Source organism: Archangium lansingense (assembly GCF_026626635.1).
In the GTDB taxonomy this organism is placed as follows: domain Bacteria; phylum Myxococcota; class Myxococcia; order Myxococcales; family Myxococcaceae; genus Archangium; species Archangium lansingense.
The window spans coordinates 3,259,738-3,278,747 of the sequence record NZ_JAPNKA010000001.1; the positions used below are offsets into that span (position 1 = coordinate 3,259,738).

The following is a 19,010-nucleotide window of genomic DNA, read 5'->3' on the forward strand; positions in this document are numbered from 1 at the left end:
GGAGTGACCCAGAGTAGCAGAGACTTCCAAAGTCGGCCCCTGCCTTTACTCCCGTTTCTTGTACCGCCACGCCTCCCCGAAGCGCTCCACAGGATGGAGTTGCCCGAAGCTCTCGATCCTGGCGGTGTCCTGGCCACTGCCTTCGAATTTCTCCCAGCCCCACACCGGATCGCCTCCGGACTTGAACTCCAGACACACCGGATACGTGTGTCCGTCGGGCGTGTACGCCTGGGTGAAGCGGCCATGCACGCGCTCGGCGAAGATGCGCTCGCCGGTGAACAGGGTGCCCTCAGGCAGCTTGCCCCAGTAGTCGGCGCCCGACAGACGCAGGGTCACCGGGCCCGGGCGCACGGTGATGATGCGGTCGGCGCCTTGAGTGTGACCGTGCCCGATGGAGCCACGGTAGAGGAGGCCCAGCTCCTTCATGGCCTGCGCGGCCCCCGGTGGGCACTCGGCGGGAGGCGGGAGCGGGGAAGGCGGGAGCGAGGGGGGCGGGGGCTGAACCTGAGGCGTGGTGGTGGCGCTGGGGCAGCCGCTGCCCAGGGTGCAGGTGAGCACGGCCGCGCCCACCTTCGCGGCCAGGGAGTCCGCCTCCTTCGGCGGCTGAGGGGGAGCGGGAGCCTTCGCTGGAGTCTTCTTCTTCACGCGCGTCTCCTGGGAGCGCGTCGCACGGGCGACGGGCGCGGGGGTTGCCGCCACTGCGGGCGCCGCGCCGCCGTCACCTTCTGGCCGCTTCCGCAGGGGCGCCACTTCCTGGCCCTCCGGCTCCAGGGTGATAGGAAAGAACTCCAACGGTAGGCTGGCGCGCGGTGTCCCCAGAGGTAGCGTGGTAACGGAGGCACGCGGTGGCAGGTACACGGCGAGCCCTGCGCCGAGGCCCAGCATCAACACCACCCCGGCGGCCAGGCGCACCCGCCGCGAGCGCGCAGCGGCCTGAGGCAAGCACCGCGAGCGAGTGGCGGGCAAGGCGGCCTCGAGGGTGAGCGCAGGTGGTGGTGTCTCCGTTCGCGGCGCGTCCGCCTCACTCGGGACCTGCTGCCCTGCGAGCGGCGCGGTCTCCTCCGGGGCCGCCTGGGGCCTGTCCGCCTCTGGCGCAATGGCCCGTTCCGAGGCTTCCTCTCGCACGGGCAGAGCGTCGGGGGCACCAGGCGCTGGCGGCTCCCCGTCCGAGGCGAGGGTGGACACTTCATCCAGAGGACGCGGCTTGCCGCGCACGGGCAGGTGCTCGTAGGAGGCCAGCCGCGCGTAGAGCGCCAGCGCGTCCCCACCCGCCCACATGTCGCGCTCGCGCACGGTGGTGGCGTGGTGCTGCCCCCAGGCCTCGCACAGCGGTGTGCGCCACGCCCCGTCCGCCTGCTTCAACGCCTCGCCCAGCGCCGCATCCACCGCGAGCGCGTCCGCGTACCGCTCCTCGGGCCGCTTGCGCAGCATGCGCCAGCACACCTCGCCCAACTCCCTGGGCACCCGAGGGTTGAGCTCGTGCGGCACCGGCGGCTCCTCGTGGAGGATGGCGTGCACCAGCTTGTCCTCGCCGCCCAGGAAGGGCAGCCGGCCCGTGAGCTGCGCGTACAGCTCCACCCCGAGTGCCCAGAGGTCATCGGCCGGGCAGGGGCGGGAGGACTCCACGCCGCGCCAGGCGCGCCACACACGAGGGCTGAGGTAGGACCAGGTGCCTGGGGGAAAGGCCCCCGTCACCGGAGGGGCGCCCTCGTAGGTGGACACGCCGAAGTCCACCAGCACCAGGCGGCCTTCGCCGTACACCAGCAGGTTGGCCCCCTTCACGTCGCGGTGGATGATTCCGGCCGCGTGTACCGCCGAGAGCTGGCGCGCGCCCTGGCGGAAGAGGAGCGCCATCTGGAGCGAGTCGGGGTTGTGCACGCCAGTCCACACGCCCAGCGGCAGCCCGCGCACGTAGGGCATGACGAGGAAGAGGAAGAGGGGCTGGTGCTCGGGCCACTGGCCATGCTCCACCAGGGGCAGGCCGCCCGCCTCGCTCAGCTTGAGCATGACGTCCCGCTCGCGCAGGGCCCAGTGCCGGCCACGCGGCAGCAAGAGGAACTTCACCGCATAGGTGCGGCCCTCGCGCACGGCGCGGAACACGGTGCCCTGGCCGCCGCTGCCCAGCTTCGCCTGCAACTCGTAACCGGCCACCTCCAGGCCCGGCCGGGGCTGGTAACGCTCCGGCGAGTCCCGCTGAAGGTGCGGCGGTACTTCCAACCCTTGCGGCTCGTCTCCAGCGCTGTGCGTCCCGGCCTCGCTCATGCGCGCCTCACCTCCGAGGTGGGCCAGCTTAACATGACCGCTGAAAGCCGGTGCGCGCGGACGCCGCCCTCGCCCCTCCTCCATCACCGGGTGCCAGTCTGAAGACCCCTTCCCCAGGTGGGAGGTGACTTGTCATCATGGCAAGTGAAGTTGTTTTTATCACACATACTCATGCGTCTTCACTTGTCATGATGACAAGTGCGGGCCCGGGACGAAGGTGCCTCGGATGAAGCAGCACGAGTGCTCCACGCTCATGGAGTGCTCGTTGCGGACCGCACGTCAGCGACCGGGCCGAGGCAGGGAGGAGTACGCCGGGAAGGTCAGCGAGGGCGGGTACGAGTGGGGCTACGCTCTTCCCGAAAGGCCCTTATGTCCCCGCGTTCTGCTGGCGCCCACCCCAACGGGTGGGGGAGCTGTACCTCGGTGTTGCTCACCCTGGCCTTGCTGGTGTTGGGTGGGTGCGCCTCGGGCGCGCCTCGGGCCGGGCGCTTTGCCAGTCCACGCGCCCACCGCCATACCGAAACGCACCAGCAACGGGCGCTCGACTCCGCGCAGGCCTTCGCACCACCCGCCTCCTCTCCCGAGCCCGACGAGGACGACGAACCGGAGGACGACTTCGAGTTGGAGGGCAGTGCCGCGCTCGCCCTGGCGGACGCACCGCCGGAGGACAGGGGCGAAGGCCCGGTGGGATGGCCCGATGGGGTAGGCGACGGACGCCCCTCCGCGGTGCCCTTCAGCCGGGACTACTTCCAGGGACTGCTGCACCAGGTGGGGGTGCCTGACGAGGCGCTGCCGAAGGATGGGCGCACCCTGTCGCCCGAGCAGGCGGTGCAGTTGCTGGGGCACCTGGTGGAGGCGGAGGCAGGGCTGGGGGAGTTTCCCCGCCAGCGCATGGCGGCGCACCTGCTGCTGGAGGTGGCGACAGGGCCGGGGCCGGTGACGCGCCAGGAGTTGCACGCGCGCATGGACCGCTTCCACTGGCTGAGGGTGGTGAGGCCAGACGGCTACCTGGTGCAGGTGGTGACGGGCGAGGCGGTGCAGCGAGCGGGCGAGGTGTGGCTGGGCAAGGACGGCACGCTGCGCGCGGGCAACTACGAGGTGGGCCCCTTCTACGCGGTGGAAGACGGGCAACTGTGGCCGGTGGACGCGGGGTTGGAGGTGCCCCGAGGCGCGAAGCCGCTGGGCCCCTATGTGCCGGATGATGGGGTAGTGCTGCCGGCGCTGGAGGGGGCGGGGCTGGCGCTGGGGGAGACGCTCGAGGGCCTTGCCCGGCTCGTCTTCCACCCCGTCGAATCGGTTGAGGGCCTGGCGCAACTGCCGGGAGCGGTGCGGGTGCTCTTCCAGAATGCCCCCGAGTACTGGGAGGACTTCCGCCAGAAGCCGAGGGGAGAGCGGGTGCGCACGATGTCGCGGCTGATGGCGCACGTGCTGCTGACGGTGGGAACCGCAGGGACGGGAGCGGTGAAGGCGGTGACGTGGGGGGAGAAGCTCGGCCGGCTGTCGGTGCCCCTGCTGACGCTGACGAAGAGAGGAGAGCTGGTGCTGCGGCTGGTGGCGGTGCCGGGGCGGGCCGTCTCCGTGGCGGGCCAGGGGCTGAGCGTTACTTGGGGCATGCACCTGGCGAAGGTAGGCGGGGGCGGAGGCGGTAACTGGGTGCCGCCGGTGGGAGGGCCGGGCCAGTGGGTGCCCAAGAACGAGCGGATGTCGCCGCGCTCGCGCGCCTTCCAGCACAAGGTGACGAAGGCGCCCGCAGGCTGGGTGTACCGCGTGTGGCGCAACGGCGAGAAGGCGGACTTCGACGGCTTCAACCAGGGCATACTGAAGGAGACCAAGGGCCTGGGCTACGACAAGCACTTCGACGCGAATCTTGACCCCAAGCGGTATTTCAGGGGGGCGAAGCGACTCGTCAAGCAGGCTCAGCGGCAGTTGCGGGTTGCTAACGGAGTCCCCATTCGTTGGCACGTGGCGGAGCCCAAAATGGTGGACATCCTCCAAAGGCTGTTCAAGGCGGACGGTGTTATTGGTATCGAAGTAGTCTACACCCCACCCATCCCATGAGGTGGAGCGCTTCATGAAAGAAACCTATTTCGCAGGGACCTACTGGGCCTGCCGCAAAGAATCCGCTGAGCAGTCCTCGAGACGGGCGGAAGCCTTCTTTCGCCATCTCTCCAGTTGCGATTCCATTTATGCCCGCTGGTTCGAGCAGGCGGGCTCGCTCAAGAAGGCGCTACAACTCCAGTTCGAGCCCACATTTGAAGCCTTCATGCGATTCTTCAAGAAGAAGGCATATCAAAATGGCCCAGATGGGTTTTCCTTCTCTGCCTGGACAGGGCACGAAGAGGATGGGCATGGCGGCATGATGAGTCTGACATGCGGCTCTTGCTCGAACTTCTATAGCAATGCGTGCCTTCTCTATCTGCCTTCTGCTGGGTCGGAGGAGGAGCGCGTGCTCACGGTGTCCGTGCTCGCGGAGGTGCTGCGTGCCATGGTGCTGGCTTGGGAGCCGGATTGGTGTGTTGTCACCTCTGCTGCCCTGCGGGATACCCTTTCCGAGAATGGGCATGCCGGAACCTTCGTGGGGTGGTTGACGTACGTATCCCGCAGCCGGGGGGCGGTACCTCCTCTTCCGGAGCCGGTGCGAGTGCAACCGGTGGAGGACAAGGGCACGCTCGTCTTGCTTTCTCCCGAGCGCATCACGGCGTCAAATCCCGAGCACGTCGCCTTGGCCCGACGTGTTCAGGACGCGTTGTTCGCGGAAGGATTGCTCAACCCCGTTGTTTCCGGGCGTCCGGCCACCTGAGCCGGCTCGCCCCTCCCGAAACTCCTCAGCCCCCAGGAGGCCGGGGGGCGGCGGCGCGGGCCAGACGGTCCCTCACGGCGATGCCCAGGCCCTCGGCGCGCGGCAGGCAGGCCACCAGCACGTCATGGCCCTGTTCGTCTGCTTCGCGCAGCCGGGTGTAGAGAGTGCGCGCCGCGCCGGCCGGATCCTCTGGCACGTCGTAGCGGGGCACTCCCGGAGGCAGCGTGAGGCCTGGTGGGCCCAGCACGCCCACGTTGTGCCCCTGGGAGCGCAGGGCCGCCACGCGAGAGGCCACGTCCGCGGGCTCGGAGAGCACCACCCCCGCTCGCGGCGCATAGTGGGAGGCGAGGTTGCCCGAGACTCGCACCGTGGCCGAGATCCGTACCGGCACCCTGCGCCCAAGCACGCGCTCGAGCTCCTCTACCGCCAGGCCTCCGGGGCGCAGCACCGCCGGCTCCTTGCCGCTCAAATCCACGATGGTGGACTCCACGCCCACCGTGCACGGGCCCCCGTCGAGGATGAGGTCCACCTCGTCCCCCAGGTCCGCCCGCACGTGCTCCGCCGTGGTGGGGCTCACCCGGCCGAAGCGGTTGGCGCTCGGCGCGGCCACCCCTCCCCCCAGGGCGTCCAGCACGGCCAGGGCCACGGGGTGGTTGGGGACGCGAATGGCCACCGTGTCCTGGCCCCCCGTCACCGCGTCCGTGGCGCGCGAGGTGCGCGGCAGCACGAGCGTGAGGGGGCCCGGCCAGAAGGCCTCCGCGAGGCGCCAGGCCTCGTCGGGCACCTGGCGTGCCCAGGAGGGCAGCTCCGCGGCGCGGGCCACATGGACGATGAGGGGGTGGGTGGCGGGACGCCCCTTGATGGCGAAGACGCGGCGCACGGCCAGCTCGTCCTCGCAATTGGCCGCCAGTCCGTAGACCGTCTCTGTTGGCAGGGCGATGACGCCGCCGCGCCGAAGGGTTTCTACTGCCCGTATGAGGATGTCCGAGGTAATCATACCTGTTGGGCGCAATCTGGCGCCCAGAGGGGACAATGGGCAAGTCACAGGTGTTCGAGGCGCGCAGCCAGATGCCCGTGGATGCCGGGGAAGTGTTCGCCTGGCATGCCCGCGAGGGAGCATTCCAGCGCCTGACGCCTCCCTGGGAGCCAGTCGAGGTGGTGGAGCGCCAGGGAGAGGGCATCCGCGAGGGCACGCGGGTGGTGCTGCGCATGAGGATGGGGCCGGCGTCCCTGCGGTGGGTGGCGAGGCACACCCGCTACATCCCCGGCTCGCTCTTCCAGGACATGCAGGAGTCGGGGCCCTTTGCCCGGTGGGTGCACACCCACCGCATGTGGGACGAGCCCGCGGGCACCGGCGTGCTGGAGGACGAGGTGGAGTACGCGCTGCCGGTGGGGGTGCTCGGGCAGATGGTGGGTGGAGCTACGCGCGGCAGCGGCTGGAGCGGATGTTCGCCTACCGCCATGCGGTGACGCGTGAGGACCTGCGACGCCACGCGGCCTTCGCCGGCCAGCCGCCGTTGACGGTGGCGGTGAGCGGCGCATCGGGGTTGGTGGGCAGCGCATTGGTGTCCTTCCTCTCGACGGGAGGCCACCGGGTGCGGCGGCTGGTGCGAGGCCGGCCCGAGGCCGGGGACATTGCCTGGGCACCGGGCAAGGGCGAGATGGACATGGTGGCGCTGGAGGGCGTGGACGCGGTGGTGCACCTGGCGGGGGCGCCCATCGGCGAGGGACGCTGGACGGAGGAGCGCAAGGAGCTCATCCGGCGCAGCCGCGTGGAGGGCACCCGGGTGTTGTGCGAGTCGCTCGCGCGTCTGGCGCGTCCGCCGAAGGTGCTGGTGAGCGCGTCGGCCATGGGCTTCTACGGCAGCCGGGGCGAAGAGGTGCTCACCGAGTCCAGCCCGCACGGGGAGGGGTTCCTCGCGGACGTGACGCGCGAGTGGGAGGCGGCCACTGCCCCGGCGGAGCGGGCCGGCATCCGCGTGGTGCACCTGCGCTTGGGCGTGGTGCTGAGTGCCCGGGGCGGTGCGCTGGCGAAGATGCTGCCCGCCTTCCAGGCCGGGGCCGGCGGTCGCATTGGGGATGGGCGGCAGTGGATGAGCTGGGTGTCGCTCGAAGACGTCATCGGCCTCGTCCACTTCGCCCTGTTCACCCCGGGCCTGCGCGGGCCCGTCAACGCGGTGGCGCCCCAGGCCGTTCGCCAGGAGGAGCTGGCCCGGACGCTCGGACAGGTGCTCTCCCGGCCGGCGGTGATGCCGCTGCCCGCCTCCGCGGTGCGTGCCGCCTTCGGAGAGATGGGCCAGGAGACGCTCCTGCTCAGCGCCCATATCCGCCCGGAGGTAGCCGAGCGCCAGGGCTTCACCTTCCTCCACCCCACGCTGGAGCAGACCCTGCGCTTCACGCTGGGGAAGACGACCGAGGGGCCGCGCTTTCGCCACGGCTGAGGGCGCGCCCGCCTTGACTTCCCCCGGGCCGCGCGGAAGAACGGCTCGATGATTCACGTCGAGGGGCTGACCCGCTACTACGGCAGCCACGCGGCCATCCGCGACCTCTCCTTTCGCATCGAGCGGGGCGAGGTCATCGGCTTCCTGGGGCTCAACGGCGCGGGGAAGACGACCACCCTGAAGATTCTGGGGTGCGTGCTGCTGCCCACCTCGGGGCGGGCCGTCATCGACGGCTACGACGTGGTGGAGCACCCGCACGAGGTGCGCCAGCGCATCGGCTTCCTCCCGGACACGCCACCTCTCTATGATGAGATGGGGGTGGGGGAGTTCCTCGCCTTCGTGGCGGGGCTGCGCGGCGTGCCGTCGCGCGAGGTGGCTGCTCGCGTCACTGAAGCCGAGGAGAAGACGGGCCTGCGCGACGTGGACGACGCGCCCATCTCCTCGCTGAGCCATGGCTATCGGCAGCGCGTGGGGGTGGCGCAGGCGCTCGTCCATCGGCCGGCGTTGCTCCTGCTCGATGAGCCGGGCAGCGGGTTGGATCCCCGGCAGATGGTGGAGATGCGCACGCTCATCCGGGGGCTCCGAGGAGCGGAGCACACGGTGCTCGTCTCCAGTCACCTGCTGCCGGAGATCAGTCAGACGTGTGATCGGCTCCTGGTCATCAAGGAAGGGGAGCTCGTGGCGCAGGGCACCGAGGAGGAGCTGGGCCAGCAGTTGGGAGGCGGGGGCTTCATCGAGGTGGAGGTGAGAGGAGAGCGGGAGCGGGTGCTGGCGGCGCTCGCGGGCGTGGGGCCGGTGCGCGTGATGGGGGAGGCCGAGGGCGTGGTGACGCTCCGGGTGGACGCCCCGGCGGACTTGCGGCCAAGGGTGGCCGAGGCGGTGGTGGGCGCAGGCCTGGCGCTGCTGCGGCTGGACCGGGGGGCGGAGAAGCTCGAGTCGCTCTTCCTGCGGCTCACCCAGGGTGGGGAGGAGGCCGCGCGATGAGGCGGACGCTGCTCATCGCGCGCCGGGAGCTGGCGGCCTACCTGCGCACCTTCCAGGGCTACATCATCATCGCCATGGTGGTGGCGGTGGACGGCCTGCTCTTCAACGCCTACGCGCTGGGCGGAGTGAGCAAGCGCTCCTCGGAGGTGCTCTCGCTCTTCTTCCTGTTCTCCAGCGGCACCACGATGGTGGCCTCGGTCTTCATCTCCATGCGGCTGCTGGCCGAGGAGCGACAAGCGGGCACGTTGCTGCTGCTGTACTCCTCGCCGGTGAAGGACCACGAGATTGTGTTGGGCAAGTTCCTCTCGGCGCTGGCCTTCCTGGCGCTGATGACGCTGGCCACGGTGTTCATGCCGCTATTGGTGATGGTGCACGGCAAGCTGTCCCTGGGGCACATCGCCGCCGGCTACCTGGGGCTGTTGCTGCTGGGAAGCGCGTCGCTGGCCATCGGCACGTTCGGCTCGGCACTGGCGCGCAATCAGGTGCTGGCCGCCGTCCTCTCCGGGTGCATGCTGGTGGCGCTGCTGACGTGCTGGCTGCTGGCTCGCATCACCGAGCAGCCCCTCTCGGACGTCTTCAGCGCGCTGGCGCTGTGGAACCAGCACTTCCAGCCCTTCCAGGCGGGCGTGGTGCACGTGCGCGACGTCGTCTACTACCTGCTCGTCACCTACGTGGCCCTGCTCGCCGCCACCCAGGTGCTCCAGGCGCGGAGGTGGCGATGAGTCTCCGGCCCACGCCTTGGGTGTCCGTCCTGTATGGAGTGGGCCTGTTGGCCCTCTTCTTCGGCGAGCGCGTGGCGGGCGCGGGCACGGTGCGACTTGTGCTGAGTGGGCTCGGGCTGGCGCTGGTGGGGCTCGCGGTGGCGTGGCGCGGGGCGAGGGTGGCGCGGGCCTCGGGCGAGTGGCGGGTGCTGGAGCGCTGGCTGCTTGGCCTCTTCCTGCTGGGAGGGCTCAGCCTTGCGCTCTACTTCTTCCAGTTGGGCGCGAAGGGCTCCGTGGCGGTGGTGCTGCGGGCGCTCTTCCCCGCGCTGCTGACCACCACGCTGCTGCCACTTGTGCTGGTGGAGCTGGCAGCGGCGGCCATGGCACGAGCGCCGGTGCTGCAATCGGGCAGGGTGCGTGCCGCGCTCCACTCGGGGCTGGGACTGGCCTTCGCGCTCATCTTCGCCTTCTCGACCATGTACGTGGCCACCCAGGCGGATGTCTCGTGGGACCTGGCGTACTTCCGCACGGCCCGGCCGGGTGCTGCCACCCGCCTGCTGGCGCGCCGCCTTCCCGAGCCGGTGCGGGTGACACTCTTCTTTCCCCCTGCCAACGATGTGCGGCAGGCGCTGGAGCAGTACTTCCGCGAGCTGGCGCGAGAGTCCGGGTACCTCGAGGTGGAGGTGCTGGACCAGGCGGTGGAGCGGGCCCGGGCGAAGGCGCTGGGCGTGGGGGAGAACGGCTCCGTGGTGTTCAGCCGGGGCCCTCGCCACGAGCGGCTGAAGGTGCCGCTGGAGTTGGAGCGTGCTCGAGGGCAGTTGCAGCGACTGGACGAGGATGTGTACCGGCGGCTGCGCGTGGTGTCTCGTCCCCGGCGGGTGCTGTACCTCACGGCGGGGCAGGGCGAGCGGGGCTTGGAACCCCAGGCGGCCACGGCCCTGGAGAAGGCGCGACCCGGTCTGTCTCAGCTCGAGGAGTGGCTGCGCGTGCTGAACGTGGAGGTGCGCACGCTGGGCATGGCCGAGGGGCTGGGAACGGAGGTGCCTCGCGACGCAGCCGTGGTGGCGGTGGTGGGGCCTGAGCGGGACTTCTCTCCGGAGGCGCTCGCCGCGCTGCGCCGGTACGTGGAGCACGGCGGGCGGCTGTGGCTCGCGCTGGAGCCGGAGGGGCCTGGCCTCGAGCCGTTGCTGGAGCCGCTGGGGTTGAAGCTGCTGCGCGTGCCGCTCGCCAATGAGCTGCGCCACCTGCGCATGAGCCACCAGCGGAGTGACCGCGGCAACCTGGTGACGGCGAGCTTCTCCTCCCACGCCTCCGTCGCGACCCTGGCCTCTTTGGGCAGCGACGCGGCGATCGTCTTCGCCGGCGCGGCGGCACTGGAGTCCGAGCAGCCCCTGCCCAAGGGGGTGACGCACGATGTCTCGGTGCGGGCACCCGCGGAGACGTTCCAGGACACCAACCACGACTTCACCCCGGACGAGGGAGAGCCGCGGCGAGCCTGGCCCCTGGTGGTGGCGGTGCAGAAGGCCGGCGTCTCGGGTGCTTCGCCCGCGCGCGTAGTAGCCATGGGCGACTCGGACGTGATGACCGACGCGGGCCCGCGCGCCTATGGCAACCCCTACCTGCTGATGGACACGGTGCTCTGGCTCCTCGGTGAGGAGGAGCTGGCAGGTGTGCTGTCCAACGAGGAGGACGTGCCCGTGCAGCACTCCCGCCAGCAGGACGTGGTGTGGTTCTACTCGGCCGTCTTCCTCGCTCCCGCGCTGGTGCTGGGGGCGGGCTTCCTCGTGACGCGGCGCCGGAGACGGAGAGGGACGCGATGAGGGCGCGGGGCGTGGTGCTGCAAGGGGTGCTGGCGGCGGCGGGACTGGCCGCGGCCTTCTTCGTCTGGCAGCGCGAGCCAGTCGGTGCTCCCGGTGAGGTGGTGGTGCTGGACGCGCCGAAGCGGGCGCTGGAGCGCGTGCGCTACGAGGATGCGTCCGTCCAGGTGGAGCTGTTCCGTGAGGGAACGAAGGACGGCGAGCTGTGGCTGCGGTTAGGGGCGAAGCGGGAGCTGCGCGCCAACGAGATAGCGGAACAGCTCTTCGCCCGCTTCGCGCCGCTGCTGGCCACGCGGAGCCTGGGCGTGCTGGACGCGGAGAGGCTTGCCGAGGTGGGGTTGAAGGACAGCCACCGGAAGCTGGCGGTGAAGCTGTCCAGCGGAGAGCACACCTTCACCCTGGCAGCCTCCTCGAGTGGTTGGGGCAGTCCGTATCTGCGGCGCGAGATGGATGGACACGTCTTCCTCCTGCCTCCCTCACTGCTGCCCGACTTGGAGAATGCCGCCCACCGGCTGGTGGACCGGACGCTGCACACCTTCGGGGCTAGCGAGTACGACGCCCTCACCATCACCGTGGGGAGCACCTCGCGCACCTTCCTCGTTCGCGCGCGGGCACAGCGGCCGGCGGAGTTCCTGCCCCGGGAAGCCCCGGACTCGCCGGACGAGACAGCCTGGAAGTGGCACGAGCGCGTGTGGTTGCTCTCACCAGCGCAGACGGACTTCCTCGGTCGAGGAGAGGTTCCTCCCGGGGGGGAGCCTCGGGAGTCCTTCCGTGTGGAGTACCTGCGGGGGGACCAGCGCCTCGGCCAGCTCACCGTGGCGCGGGGCGCGGGCGGCGAGTTCTACGCACGCACCGAGCACACTGCCGGCTGGGCGAAGCTGCCCCCCTGGGCGGACTCCATCGTGCTGGAGGCGGAGAAGGTGGCCACGGGGCGCTGAGTGGCCCCGCGGCCGGTGAAGGGCGGGCGCACTACTCGGGCTTCTTCAGCGCGGCCATGGCGCGACCCACGTAGGACATGAGCTGCGGCTCCATCCCGAACCTGGCGCCCATGCCCGGCTCCTGCTGGTACATGCTGTTCAGCGACTTCTCGATGCCGGGGTTGCCGCCGGTGAAGGCCTGGATGAGCTCCTGCCAGCGCCGAGCGAGCTTCAGTACGGGCTCACTGGTCGGGTCGGTGCCCTTCTCCAGCTCGGCTTTCACCTGGGCGATGAGCCGAGGCCACTCCTCCTGGACCTCGCGGATGGCGTCCTCTCCCAGGGTCTGGCGGCGCGCCTCGAGCTCCTGGAGCTGCTCCGGGGTGTAGTACTTCTCGAACATGGTCATGACCTCAATGGTTTGAACGAGTTGATCGACGGACGGTGTCTCCGCCGAGCGGAGCTGCGTGGCGAGCGCTTCCAGGCGCTTGCACAGCTCCTGTTGGAGGGCGAGCTGCTCGCGAGCCCGGGCGAGGTGCAGCTCGAGCACTCGGACGGGCGAATAGCCGGGCTCGTCGATGCAGCGCTTGATCTCCTCCAGTGAGAAGCCGAGCTGGCGGAGGGACAGGATGCGCTGCAGTCGGGCGATATCCTCCGGGGTGTAGAGCCGATAGCCGGATGCCGTGCGCAGCGACGGCGAGAGCAGGCCCAGCTCGTCGTAGTGGTGCAGGGTACGGATGGACAGCCCGGTCCGCCGGGCGAGCTCGCCTACTTTCAGGGGTTCGGGCTGCATGGTGCACGCTCCTTTCGACCACACCGGTGTGTGGCTGCGAGGATGGGTACACCCTCACGTCGCGTGAGGCTCAAGGGGGAAAATCAGAGCCTGTCCGCCTGGCAGCCGGTCGGGCGTCGTGAGCGCGAGCGGCTACGCGGCCGGAGCCACGGTGGCCAGCACTCGCTGTACCTCGCGCACCAGCGCATCCGGCAGGCACGGCTTGGTGACGTAGGCATCGCAGCCGGCGTCTTGGGCCTCGCGCGAGTGTCCGTCCAGCGCGTGGCCGGTGAGGGCCACCACGGGGATGGAGCGCGTGCGGGCATCACCCTTGAGGCGGCGCGTGGCCTCCCAGCCATCCATCACCGGCAGGGACAGGTCCATGAGGATGAGGGCCGGGTGCAGCGCGAAGGCCTTCTCCACGGCCTCCAGCCCGTTGCGCGCCTCGGCTACCCGGTAGCCGGAGTACTCGAGGTACTCCGCGTACATCTCGCGGGCATCCTGGTAGTCATCGACGATCAGCACGAGGGGCGCGGGGTCGTTGAGAGCTGGGCTGTTCATGTCCGCCTCGTGCGTCGTGGAAGGTGCAGCGTGAACGTCGAGCCCTGCGCCACAGCGCTCTTGAGCGAGATGCGCCCATCGAGCATAGCCGCAAGCCGGCGGCAGATGGAGAGCCCCAGGCCCGTTCCGCCATAGGCCCGTGTGGGGGAACTATCCACCTGCTGGAAGTCTTCCCAGATCTTCTCCTGGTGGATGGGATCGATCCCGATTCCCGTATCCGCCACCGAGATGTGCAGCGCGGCGGTGGCCACCTCGTAAGAGGCCAGCACCTTGACTGCGCCCTCGTGGGTGAACTTCAGGGCGTTGGACAGGAGGTTGACGACGATCTGCTTCACCTTCTGACGATCGCTGTACACCGGAGGCAGGTTGGGATCCAACGACGCGCTCACGGCCAGCTTCGAGCGCACGATGATGGGATCCAACTCGGCCATGACCTCCTGGATGAGCTCAGGAATGCGGAACTCGGACAGGTGCAGCGGCATTCGCCCCGCTTCGATGCGGGTGATGTCGAGGATCTCGTTGATGATCTCCAACAGGTGACGGCCGTTGGAGTCGATGCGGGTGAGGCTGCGGCGCTGGGGTGGGGCGAGCTCGCCGTTGACGCCCTGCAGCAGCATGTTGGTGTAGCCGAGGATGGCGTTGAGCGGCGTGCGCAGCTCATGGGACATGTTGGCGAGGAACTGCGACTTGGCAGCACTCGCCTGCTCGAGCTGGATGGCCTGGCGGCGCAGCAGCTCGTTCTGCGTGGCCAGCTCCTCGGTGGCGGCGTTCACTCGGGCGGCCAGCTCGGTGGAGGCTTCCTCGAGCCGCATAAGCTGGCGGCCCTTGTACAGCCGGGTGAGGTGGACGCCCAGGTTGCCGGCGAGCCACGGTGCGTCGGGCGAGAGCACCGGCTCGGGCGCGGCCACCAGCAGCAGCCCAGGCGCGGGCGTCCCCGAGGTGGCGCGGCCGAGCGACAGGGTGAAGAGGCCGTGACTGGACAGCGGCAGCTCCGGCGGGAGCTGGCCGGGATGGAACCAGCGGGGCTCGCTCCACTGGAGCGCTTCCACCAGCGGGTGCTTCACGTCATGCAGGGCGAGCGTGAAGCCCTCGGGGGTGGGCAGCCCGTGCCAGGCCAGGGGGACCAGACAGTGCGAGTCCGACTCATCGGGAGCCAGGCACAGCACCTGGTTCAGCTGGGCGTGGTGGATGAGCCACGCCACCGCGGCCTCGGCGCAGATCCTGGCATCCTCGCAACCGAGCAACAGCTCGGCGAAGGCGAGTCGCGCCTCGGGGCCGGGCGCGGACGGCGACGGCAGGGCAGCGGTGGATGGCAAGACGCGGCGCTCCGGGGTCCTCAGGGTCGAAGTTGTTACTAGTCAGTAGAGCAGAGGATCCCCACGGTTGTGCGCCAACAGCACCCCACTGGCCAACATCCGGTAGACCCGGGTGTTGGTTCTTGCACATCCCGAGGCTTCAGTGGAGGACAGGCAGGCATGCGAGGGAGCCCGGCCGCTCGCTCTACCGGCCCCCGGCCTCGTTCCTAGCCTTTGGGGCATGGTGGAAGAGCGCACGCACAAGTCGTTGTGGACGGTGTCGGCCCCGGCGCGGCGCTACCCGGCGCTGCAGGGGGATCTCGAGGTGGATGTGGTGGTGATCGGCGGAGGCCTCGCCGGGCTCACCACGGCGTACCTGCTCAAACAGGAAGGCAAAAAGGTGGCGGTGGTGGAGATGCACCGGCTGCTGACGGGGCAGACGGGGCAGACGACGGCGCACCTCACCGAGCTGCTGGATACGCCCTATTCCACCCTGACCTCGGACTTTGGGGAGATGGGGGCGAGGATGGCCGCCCAGTCCACCCGCGCCGCCATCGAGCAGATCGCCGGGCTGGTGGAGCGGCTGCGGATCTCCTGCGGCTTCCAGCGGCTGCCCGGGTACCGCTACGCGGAGACGGAGCGGGAGGCGAGAGAGCTGGAGCGCGAGGCGACCGCGGCGCGGCAGGCGGGGCTGATGTGCGCACTGACGAACGAGGTGCCGCTGCCATACCCGGTGAAGTTGGCGCTGCGCGTGGAGGATCAAGCGCAGTTCCACCCGCGCGAGTACCTGCTGGCGCTCGCGGAGGGGATTCTGGGGGACGGCAGCCACATCTTCGAGGAGACGCAGGTCACGGAGCTGTACGAGGGGGTGCCATGCCGGGTGCACACCGCGCGGGGCATCATCACCTGTCGGGACGTGGTGGAGGCCACGACGACGCCGCTCAACCGCGTCTTCCTGCACACCAAGCTGTATCCGTACCGGACGTATTCGGTGGCGGGGCGGCTCGAGGGTCCGTTGGAGGCGGGGCTCTATTACGACAGCCAGGAGCCGTATCACTACATCCGCACGCAGCGGGTGGAGGGCGTGGACTACGTCATCGTCGGTGGTGAGGACCACAAGGTGGGGACGGAGGAGGACACGGACCGCCACTACGCGGCGCTGGAGGAGTACACGCGGCGGCGCTTCCCGGTGACGCAGCTTGAGTACCGCTGGTCCGGCCAGGTCATCGAGCCGGCGGATGGACTGGCGTACATCGGGCGCAACAGCAACTCGCGGCACGTCTGGGTGGCCACGGGCTTCTCGGGCACGGGCATGACGTTCGGGACGCTGGCGGGGATGATTCTGACGGACCTGATCCTCGAGAGGCAGAACCCGTACGCGGCGCTGTACGACGCCACGCGGGTGAAGCCGAAGGCGGGGGCCAAGGACTTCATCCAGGAGAACGCGGAGGTGGCCTTCCGCTTCGTGGCGGACCGGCTGGCGAAACCGGACGGGCACGACCTGTCCGAGGTGCCGCCTGGAGAGGGCCGCATCCTGGAGGTGGACGGGAAGAAGGTGGCCGTGTTCCGCGAGGAGAGCGGGGCGGTGCACGCGGTGAGCCCGGTGTGCACGCACTTGGGATGTCACGTGCACTGGAACAAGGGCGAGCGCTCCTGGGATTGCCCCTGCCACGGGGCCCGCTACAGCCCGACGGGCGAGGTGCTCAACGGCCCGGCCGTGAAGGGCCTGCCGTCGAAGAAGATCCGTTGAGCCGGGGCAGCGGCCCGTAACATGGGCCGCATGACCTTCTTGTGCTCTGGGAGGGGCCTTGCGCTCCTCGGCCTGCTGCTGACCGCCTGTGTCACCTCGGCGCCCGTAGAGCGCGAGGACGTCGAGGCACCCAAGGCCGTGTCCTCATCGTGGGAGGATGCTCGCGCCGACCCGACATGCGTGGTGCCGCTGTGTGACGAGGAGCGCTGTGCCATCTGGCGCTGCCAGGATGTCACGGAGGGTGATGACCACCCCGTACTCCTGGCACAGGTGCTGGTGCCGCAGACGGAGCCGATGCTCCCCTTGCCTCTGGGGCCGGGTCCTAACGCGAGCCGCTGGTGGGGGCACCCCCTGGCCGAGCCCCGCTACGCGTCTCCTGTCTTCGAAATCCCGTGGCACAACTGGAAGACCCGGGAGTTGAGCAAGCGCAGGCTCTACCTCAGCCAGTGCCTCATCCCACGCGAGCCCTTCGAGAAGCACCATATCTTCCCGCAAGAGCCAGGGCTGGCCAGGTGGTTCAAGCGCGAGGGCCTCGACATCCATGCCTTCACCATTCGAATCCCCCAAAGTTTCCATAGATGGCTGCACAGTGGTGGGCCCAACGGCGGGCAATGGAACTAAGCGTGGCGGGATTTCATGATCAAGAACCGCAAAACCGCCAAGGCGGAGGACATGTGGCGGTTCGCGGGCGAGCTCATGATGCGCTTTGGCGTGAACGGGCCGCTCGTACCCTACTATTGCGATTGAGTTTATGGTGATTGTACGTATGCAATACTTCGTCATCGAGGAAGACAGGTCTGCAGGTTACACGGGCTTCGTTGATGCCGTGCACAAGTGGGGGCTGCCGGGAGTTCACTGCCCAGCCTGCGATGCCACTTGGAGTGCCGGCTTCATATACCCCTCCGTGGACCTGACTCCGGTGGCAGCCCTGGCCGATTTCGAGGAGGCCCGGCCCGAGCCCATCGAGGAGTATGAACGACTGTGTGAACTGGTACGTCCCCTGCTACCTCCGGGGGCCATTTTGGAACCTGGGTCGGATTTTGGCCCATTGGTTGGTAAGGCGCAGGGCCGTTTCGGGTCGTTCGTTATGAGCTATTTCTCATTGCTGGTGCAGCGCGACGCACTGGAGAAGCTTCAGGCCAAGGACATCCGAGGACTCAAGGGCTGCCGTACTGAGCTACGCTTCCGCCAGCGCAACTCGCCTGAGTTGTTCGAGTTGGAAATCCTCCCGATGGGCCGCCTGCACCGGGATTGTCTGCCTCCTGATTACCAACCACCCTGTTCGCGCTGTGGCCGGAGTTCTATTCCGTTGCCCGATGACCTCCTGCTGGATGCCACCACTCTTCCGAGGGACCTGGATTTGTTCCGGCTGGAGGATTTCTCCCAGGTGATCGTCTGCACGAAGCGCTTCGCCGACGCCAGCAAGCGCCTGGGCCTGGATGGTGTAGTTTTCCAGCCTCTGCCAGTGAAGTAGGACGCGCTGCGCCTGTTGCTGTGCGGGGCTCGCGCGGGTATCACGATGAGCTCATGCCCGCCGCGACCGCTCGTGCTCTCCCTGCCACCGACTCCCTTCCCTCCGCCGACAGCCTCCTGCCCGAGGGCTTCACGCCCGCGGCGCGCAGAGTGCTGGTGAAGGCGGATCCGACGCTCGGCGCGTTGATGAAGCAGGTGGGGCCCTTCCGCATGAAGGTGAATTCGATCCAGAGCCCCTTCCTGGCGCTGGCGGAGTCCATCGTCTACCAGCAGCTCACGGGCAAGGCGGCGGCCACCATCTTCGGGCGCGTCTGCGAGCGCGTGGGCAAGGGGCGGAGCTTCACGCCCGAGGCCGTGCTCGCTCATCCGGTGGAGAGCCTGCGCGAGGCGGGCCTGTCGGGCGCGAAGACGGCGGCGCTGCGAGACCTGGCGGCGAAGTCGCTGGAGGGCGAGGTGCCCACGCTGGCCCGCGCGAAGCGCATGAGCGACGCCGAGCTGGTGGAGCACCTCACGAAGGTGCGCGGCATCGGGCAGTGGACGGTGGAGATGCTGCTCATGTTCCGGTTGGGCCGGCCGGACGTGCTGCCGGTGGATGACTACGGCATCCGCAAGGGCTTCATGCGCACGTTCGGCCTCGAGGAGATGCCGCGCCCGAAGGAGCTGCTGGCGTACGGTGAGCGTTGGCGCCCGTGGCGCTCGGTGGCGAGCTGGTACCTGTGGCGCTCGTTGGAGCTGGACAAGCCCGGTGCCCCCGGTGGAGGGAGGGCGTGACGGGACTGCCTCCCACTGGGTCTGTCACTTTCGATGACTCGCTGTGGCCGCTGATGGTGGTGCGGCTCACTGGCGAGCTCTCTCCCCAGCAGGCCGAGGACTATCTCTCCAGGTCTACCCAGTTCATGCAGCGGCAGGAGCGGCACGCCCTCATCTTCGACGTGAGCACTCTCGGTCAGGTCTCGAGCGAGCAGCGGCAGCGGCAGGTGGAATGGCTCAAGCAGAACGAGGCGCTCATGCGCCAGACCGTGCTGGGCATTGCGTACGTCGTCACCTCGCCCCTGGTCCGGTTGACGATGGGCGTCATCTTCCACTTCAAGCCACCGCCCGTTCCGTACACCATCGTCTCCCGCTTGGACGCAGCGGGCGTCTGGGCGGCCAGGTGTCTCGAGGAAGCGGGACTCCACGCTCCCGCTGAGCGGGTCCGGCAGCAGTTCGGTCCCCGGCCGGAAGCGGAAGGCCAGTAGGG

At 69.2% G+C, this 19,010-nt stretch carries 17 protein-coding genes and 1 pseudogene; 13 read left to right on the top strand and 5 right to left on the bottom strand.

Features of this window, described 5'->3' with window-relative positions:
- Positions 1-45: 45 nt before the first annotated feature.
- Positions 46-2,262: a serine/threonine protein kinase gene (locus OV287_RS13130; protein WP_267534359.1), complete on the bottom strand. Its 2,217-nt coding sequence runs from the start codon at positions 2,260-2,262 to the stop codon at positions 46-48.
- Between the two features lie 369 nt (positions 2,263-2,631).
- Here OV287_RS13130 and OV287_RS13135 point away from each other — a divergent pair, with 369 nt between their 5' ends.
- A complete protein-coding gene (locus tag OV287_RS13135; RefSeq protein WP_267534360.1) occupies positions 2,632-4,320 on the top strand; it encodes a Tox-REase-5 domain-containing protein in 1,689 nt (562 codons plus the stop codon).
- A 13-nt stretch (positions 4,321-4,333) separates the two neighbouring features.
- Complete coding sequence (locus OV287_RS13140; RefSeq protein WP_267534361.1) at positions 4,334-5,062, top strand: immunity 52 family protein; 729 nt, start codon at positions 4,334-4,336, stop codon at positions 5,060-5,062.
- Positions 5,063-5,087: 25 nt separating this feature from the next.
- Here OV287_RS13140 and OV287_RS13145 read toward each other — a convergent pair whose 3' ends face one another.
- A complete protein-coding gene (locus OV287_RS13145; RefSeq protein WP_267534362.1) occupies positions 5,088-6,059 on the bottom strand; it encodes an L-threonylcarbamoyladenylate synthase in 972 nt (323 codons plus the stop codon).
- 35 nt (positions 6,060-6,094) lie between these two features.
- Between OV287_RS13145 and OV287_RS13150 the strand changes: the two genes are divergently transcribed.
- Genes OV287_RS13150 through OV287_RS13175 form a run of 6 tightly spaced genes read left to right on the top strand, consistent with a single transcriptional unit; the run spans position 6,095 to position 11,943 of the window.
- Positions 6,095-6,532 (top strand): SRPBCC family protein, encoded by a 438-nt coding sequence (locus tag OV287_RS13150; RefSeq protein ID WP_267534363.1) that lies wholly within the window; start codon positions 6,095-6,097, stop codon positions 6,530-6,532.
- Positions 6,508-7,503: a TIGR01777 family oxidoreductase gene (locus OV287_RS13155; RefSeq protein ID WP_267534364.1), complete on the top strand. Its 996-nt coding sequence runs from the start codon at positions 6,508-6,510 to the stop codon at positions 7,501-7,503. Before OV287_RS13150 ends, OV287_RS13155 begins: the two co-directional genes overlap by 25 nt.
- Before the next feature lie 48 nt (positions 7,504-7,551).
- Positions 7,552-8,487, top strand: a complete 936-nt coding sequence (locus tag OV287_RS13160; protein ID WP_267534365.1) for an ABC transporter ATP-binding protein — start codon at positions 7,552-7,554, stop codon at positions 8,485-8,487.
- Positions 8,484-9,209 (top strand): ABC transporter permease, encoded by a 726-nt coding sequence (locus OV287_RS13165; RefSeq protein ID WP_267534366.1) that lies wholly within the window; start codon positions 8,484-8,486, stop codon positions 9,207-9,209. The genes OV287_RS13160 and OV287_RS13165 overlap by 4 nt, the downstream gene beginning before the upstream one ends.
- The gene (locus OV287_RS13170) at positions 9,206-11,008 is read left to right on the top strand and encodes a motility-associated ABC transporter substrate-binding family protein (RefSeq protein WP_267534367.1); all 1,803 of its coding nucleotides are present in this window, start codon (positions 9,206-9,208) and stop codon (positions 11,006-11,008) included. The genes OV287_RS13165 and OV287_RS13170 overlap by 4 nt, the downstream gene beginning before the upstream one ends.
- Positions 11,005-11,943 carry a hypothetical protein gene (locus tag OV287_RS13175; protein WP_267534368.1) on the top strand — a complete coding sequence of 313 codons (939 nt, stop codon included), beginning with the start codon at positions 11,005-11,007 and terminating at the stop codon, positions 11,941-11,943. Before OV287_RS13170 ends, OV287_RS13175 begins: the two co-directional genes overlap by 4 nt.
- Before the next feature lie 31 nt (positions 11,944-11,974).
- Here the strand turns inward: OV287_RS13175 and OV287_RS13180 are convergent, their stop codons facing one another.
- From OV287_RS13180 to OV287_RS13190, 3 genes are all read right to left on the bottom strand, one after another.
- A complete protein-coding gene (locus tag OV287_RS13180; protein ID WP_267534369.1) occupies positions 11,975-12,712 on the bottom strand; it encodes a MerR family transcriptional regulator in 738 nt (245 codons plus the stop codon).
- 132 nt (positions 12,713-12,844) lie between these two features.
- Complete coding sequence (locus OV287_RS13185; RefSeq protein WP_267534370.1) at positions 12,845-13,252, bottom strand: response regulator; 408 nt, start codon at positions 13,250-13,252, stop codon at positions 12,845-12,847.
- Positions 13,249-14,568: a sensor histidine kinase gene (locus tag OV287_RS13190; protein ID WP_267534371.1), complete on the bottom strand. Its 1,320-nt coding sequence runs from the start codon at positions 14,566-14,568 to the stop codon at positions 13,249-13,251. The genes OV287_RS13185 and OV287_RS13190 overlap by 4 nt, the downstream gene beginning before the upstream one ends.
- 220 nt (positions 14,569-14,788) lie before the next feature.
- Between OV287_RS13190 and OV287_RS13195 the strand changes: the two genes are divergently transcribed.
- From OV287_RS13195 to OV287_RS13215, 5 genes and pseudogenes are all read left to right on the top strand, one after another.
- On the top strand, positions 14,789-16,297 hold the full coding sequence (locus OV287_RS13195; RefSeq protein WP_267534372.1) for an FAD-dependent oxidoreductase: 1,509 nt from the start codon (positions 14,789-14,791) through the stop codon (positions 16,295-16,297).
- A gap of 30 nt (positions 16,298-16,327) precedes the next feature.
- Positions 16,328-17,044: pseudogene (gene sitA6 / locus OV287_RS13200) on the top strand (SitA6 family polymorphic toxin lipoprotein).
- 19 nt (positions 17,045-17,063) lie between these two features.
- Entirely contained in the window at positions 17,064-17,771 is a 708-nt protein-coding gene (gene sitI6, locus OV287_RS13205; protein WP_267534374.1) for a SitI6 family double-CXXCG motif immunity protein, read from the top strand.
- 53 nt (positions 17,772-17,824) lie between these two features.
- The gene (locus tag OV287_RS13210) at positions 17,825-18,541 is read left to right on the top strand and encodes a DNA-3-methyladenine glycosylase family protein (RefSeq protein ID WP_267534375.1); all 717 of its coding nucleotides are present in this window, start codon (positions 17,825-17,827) and stop codon (positions 18,539-18,541) included.
- A complete protein-coding gene (locus OV287_RS13215; protein ID WP_267534376.1) occupies positions 18,538-19,008 on the top strand; it encodes a hypothetical protein in 471 nt (156 codons plus the stop codon). Before OV287_RS13210 ends, OV287_RS13215 begins: the two co-directional genes overlap by 4 nt.
- Positions 19,009-19,010: the final 2 nt, after the last annotated feature.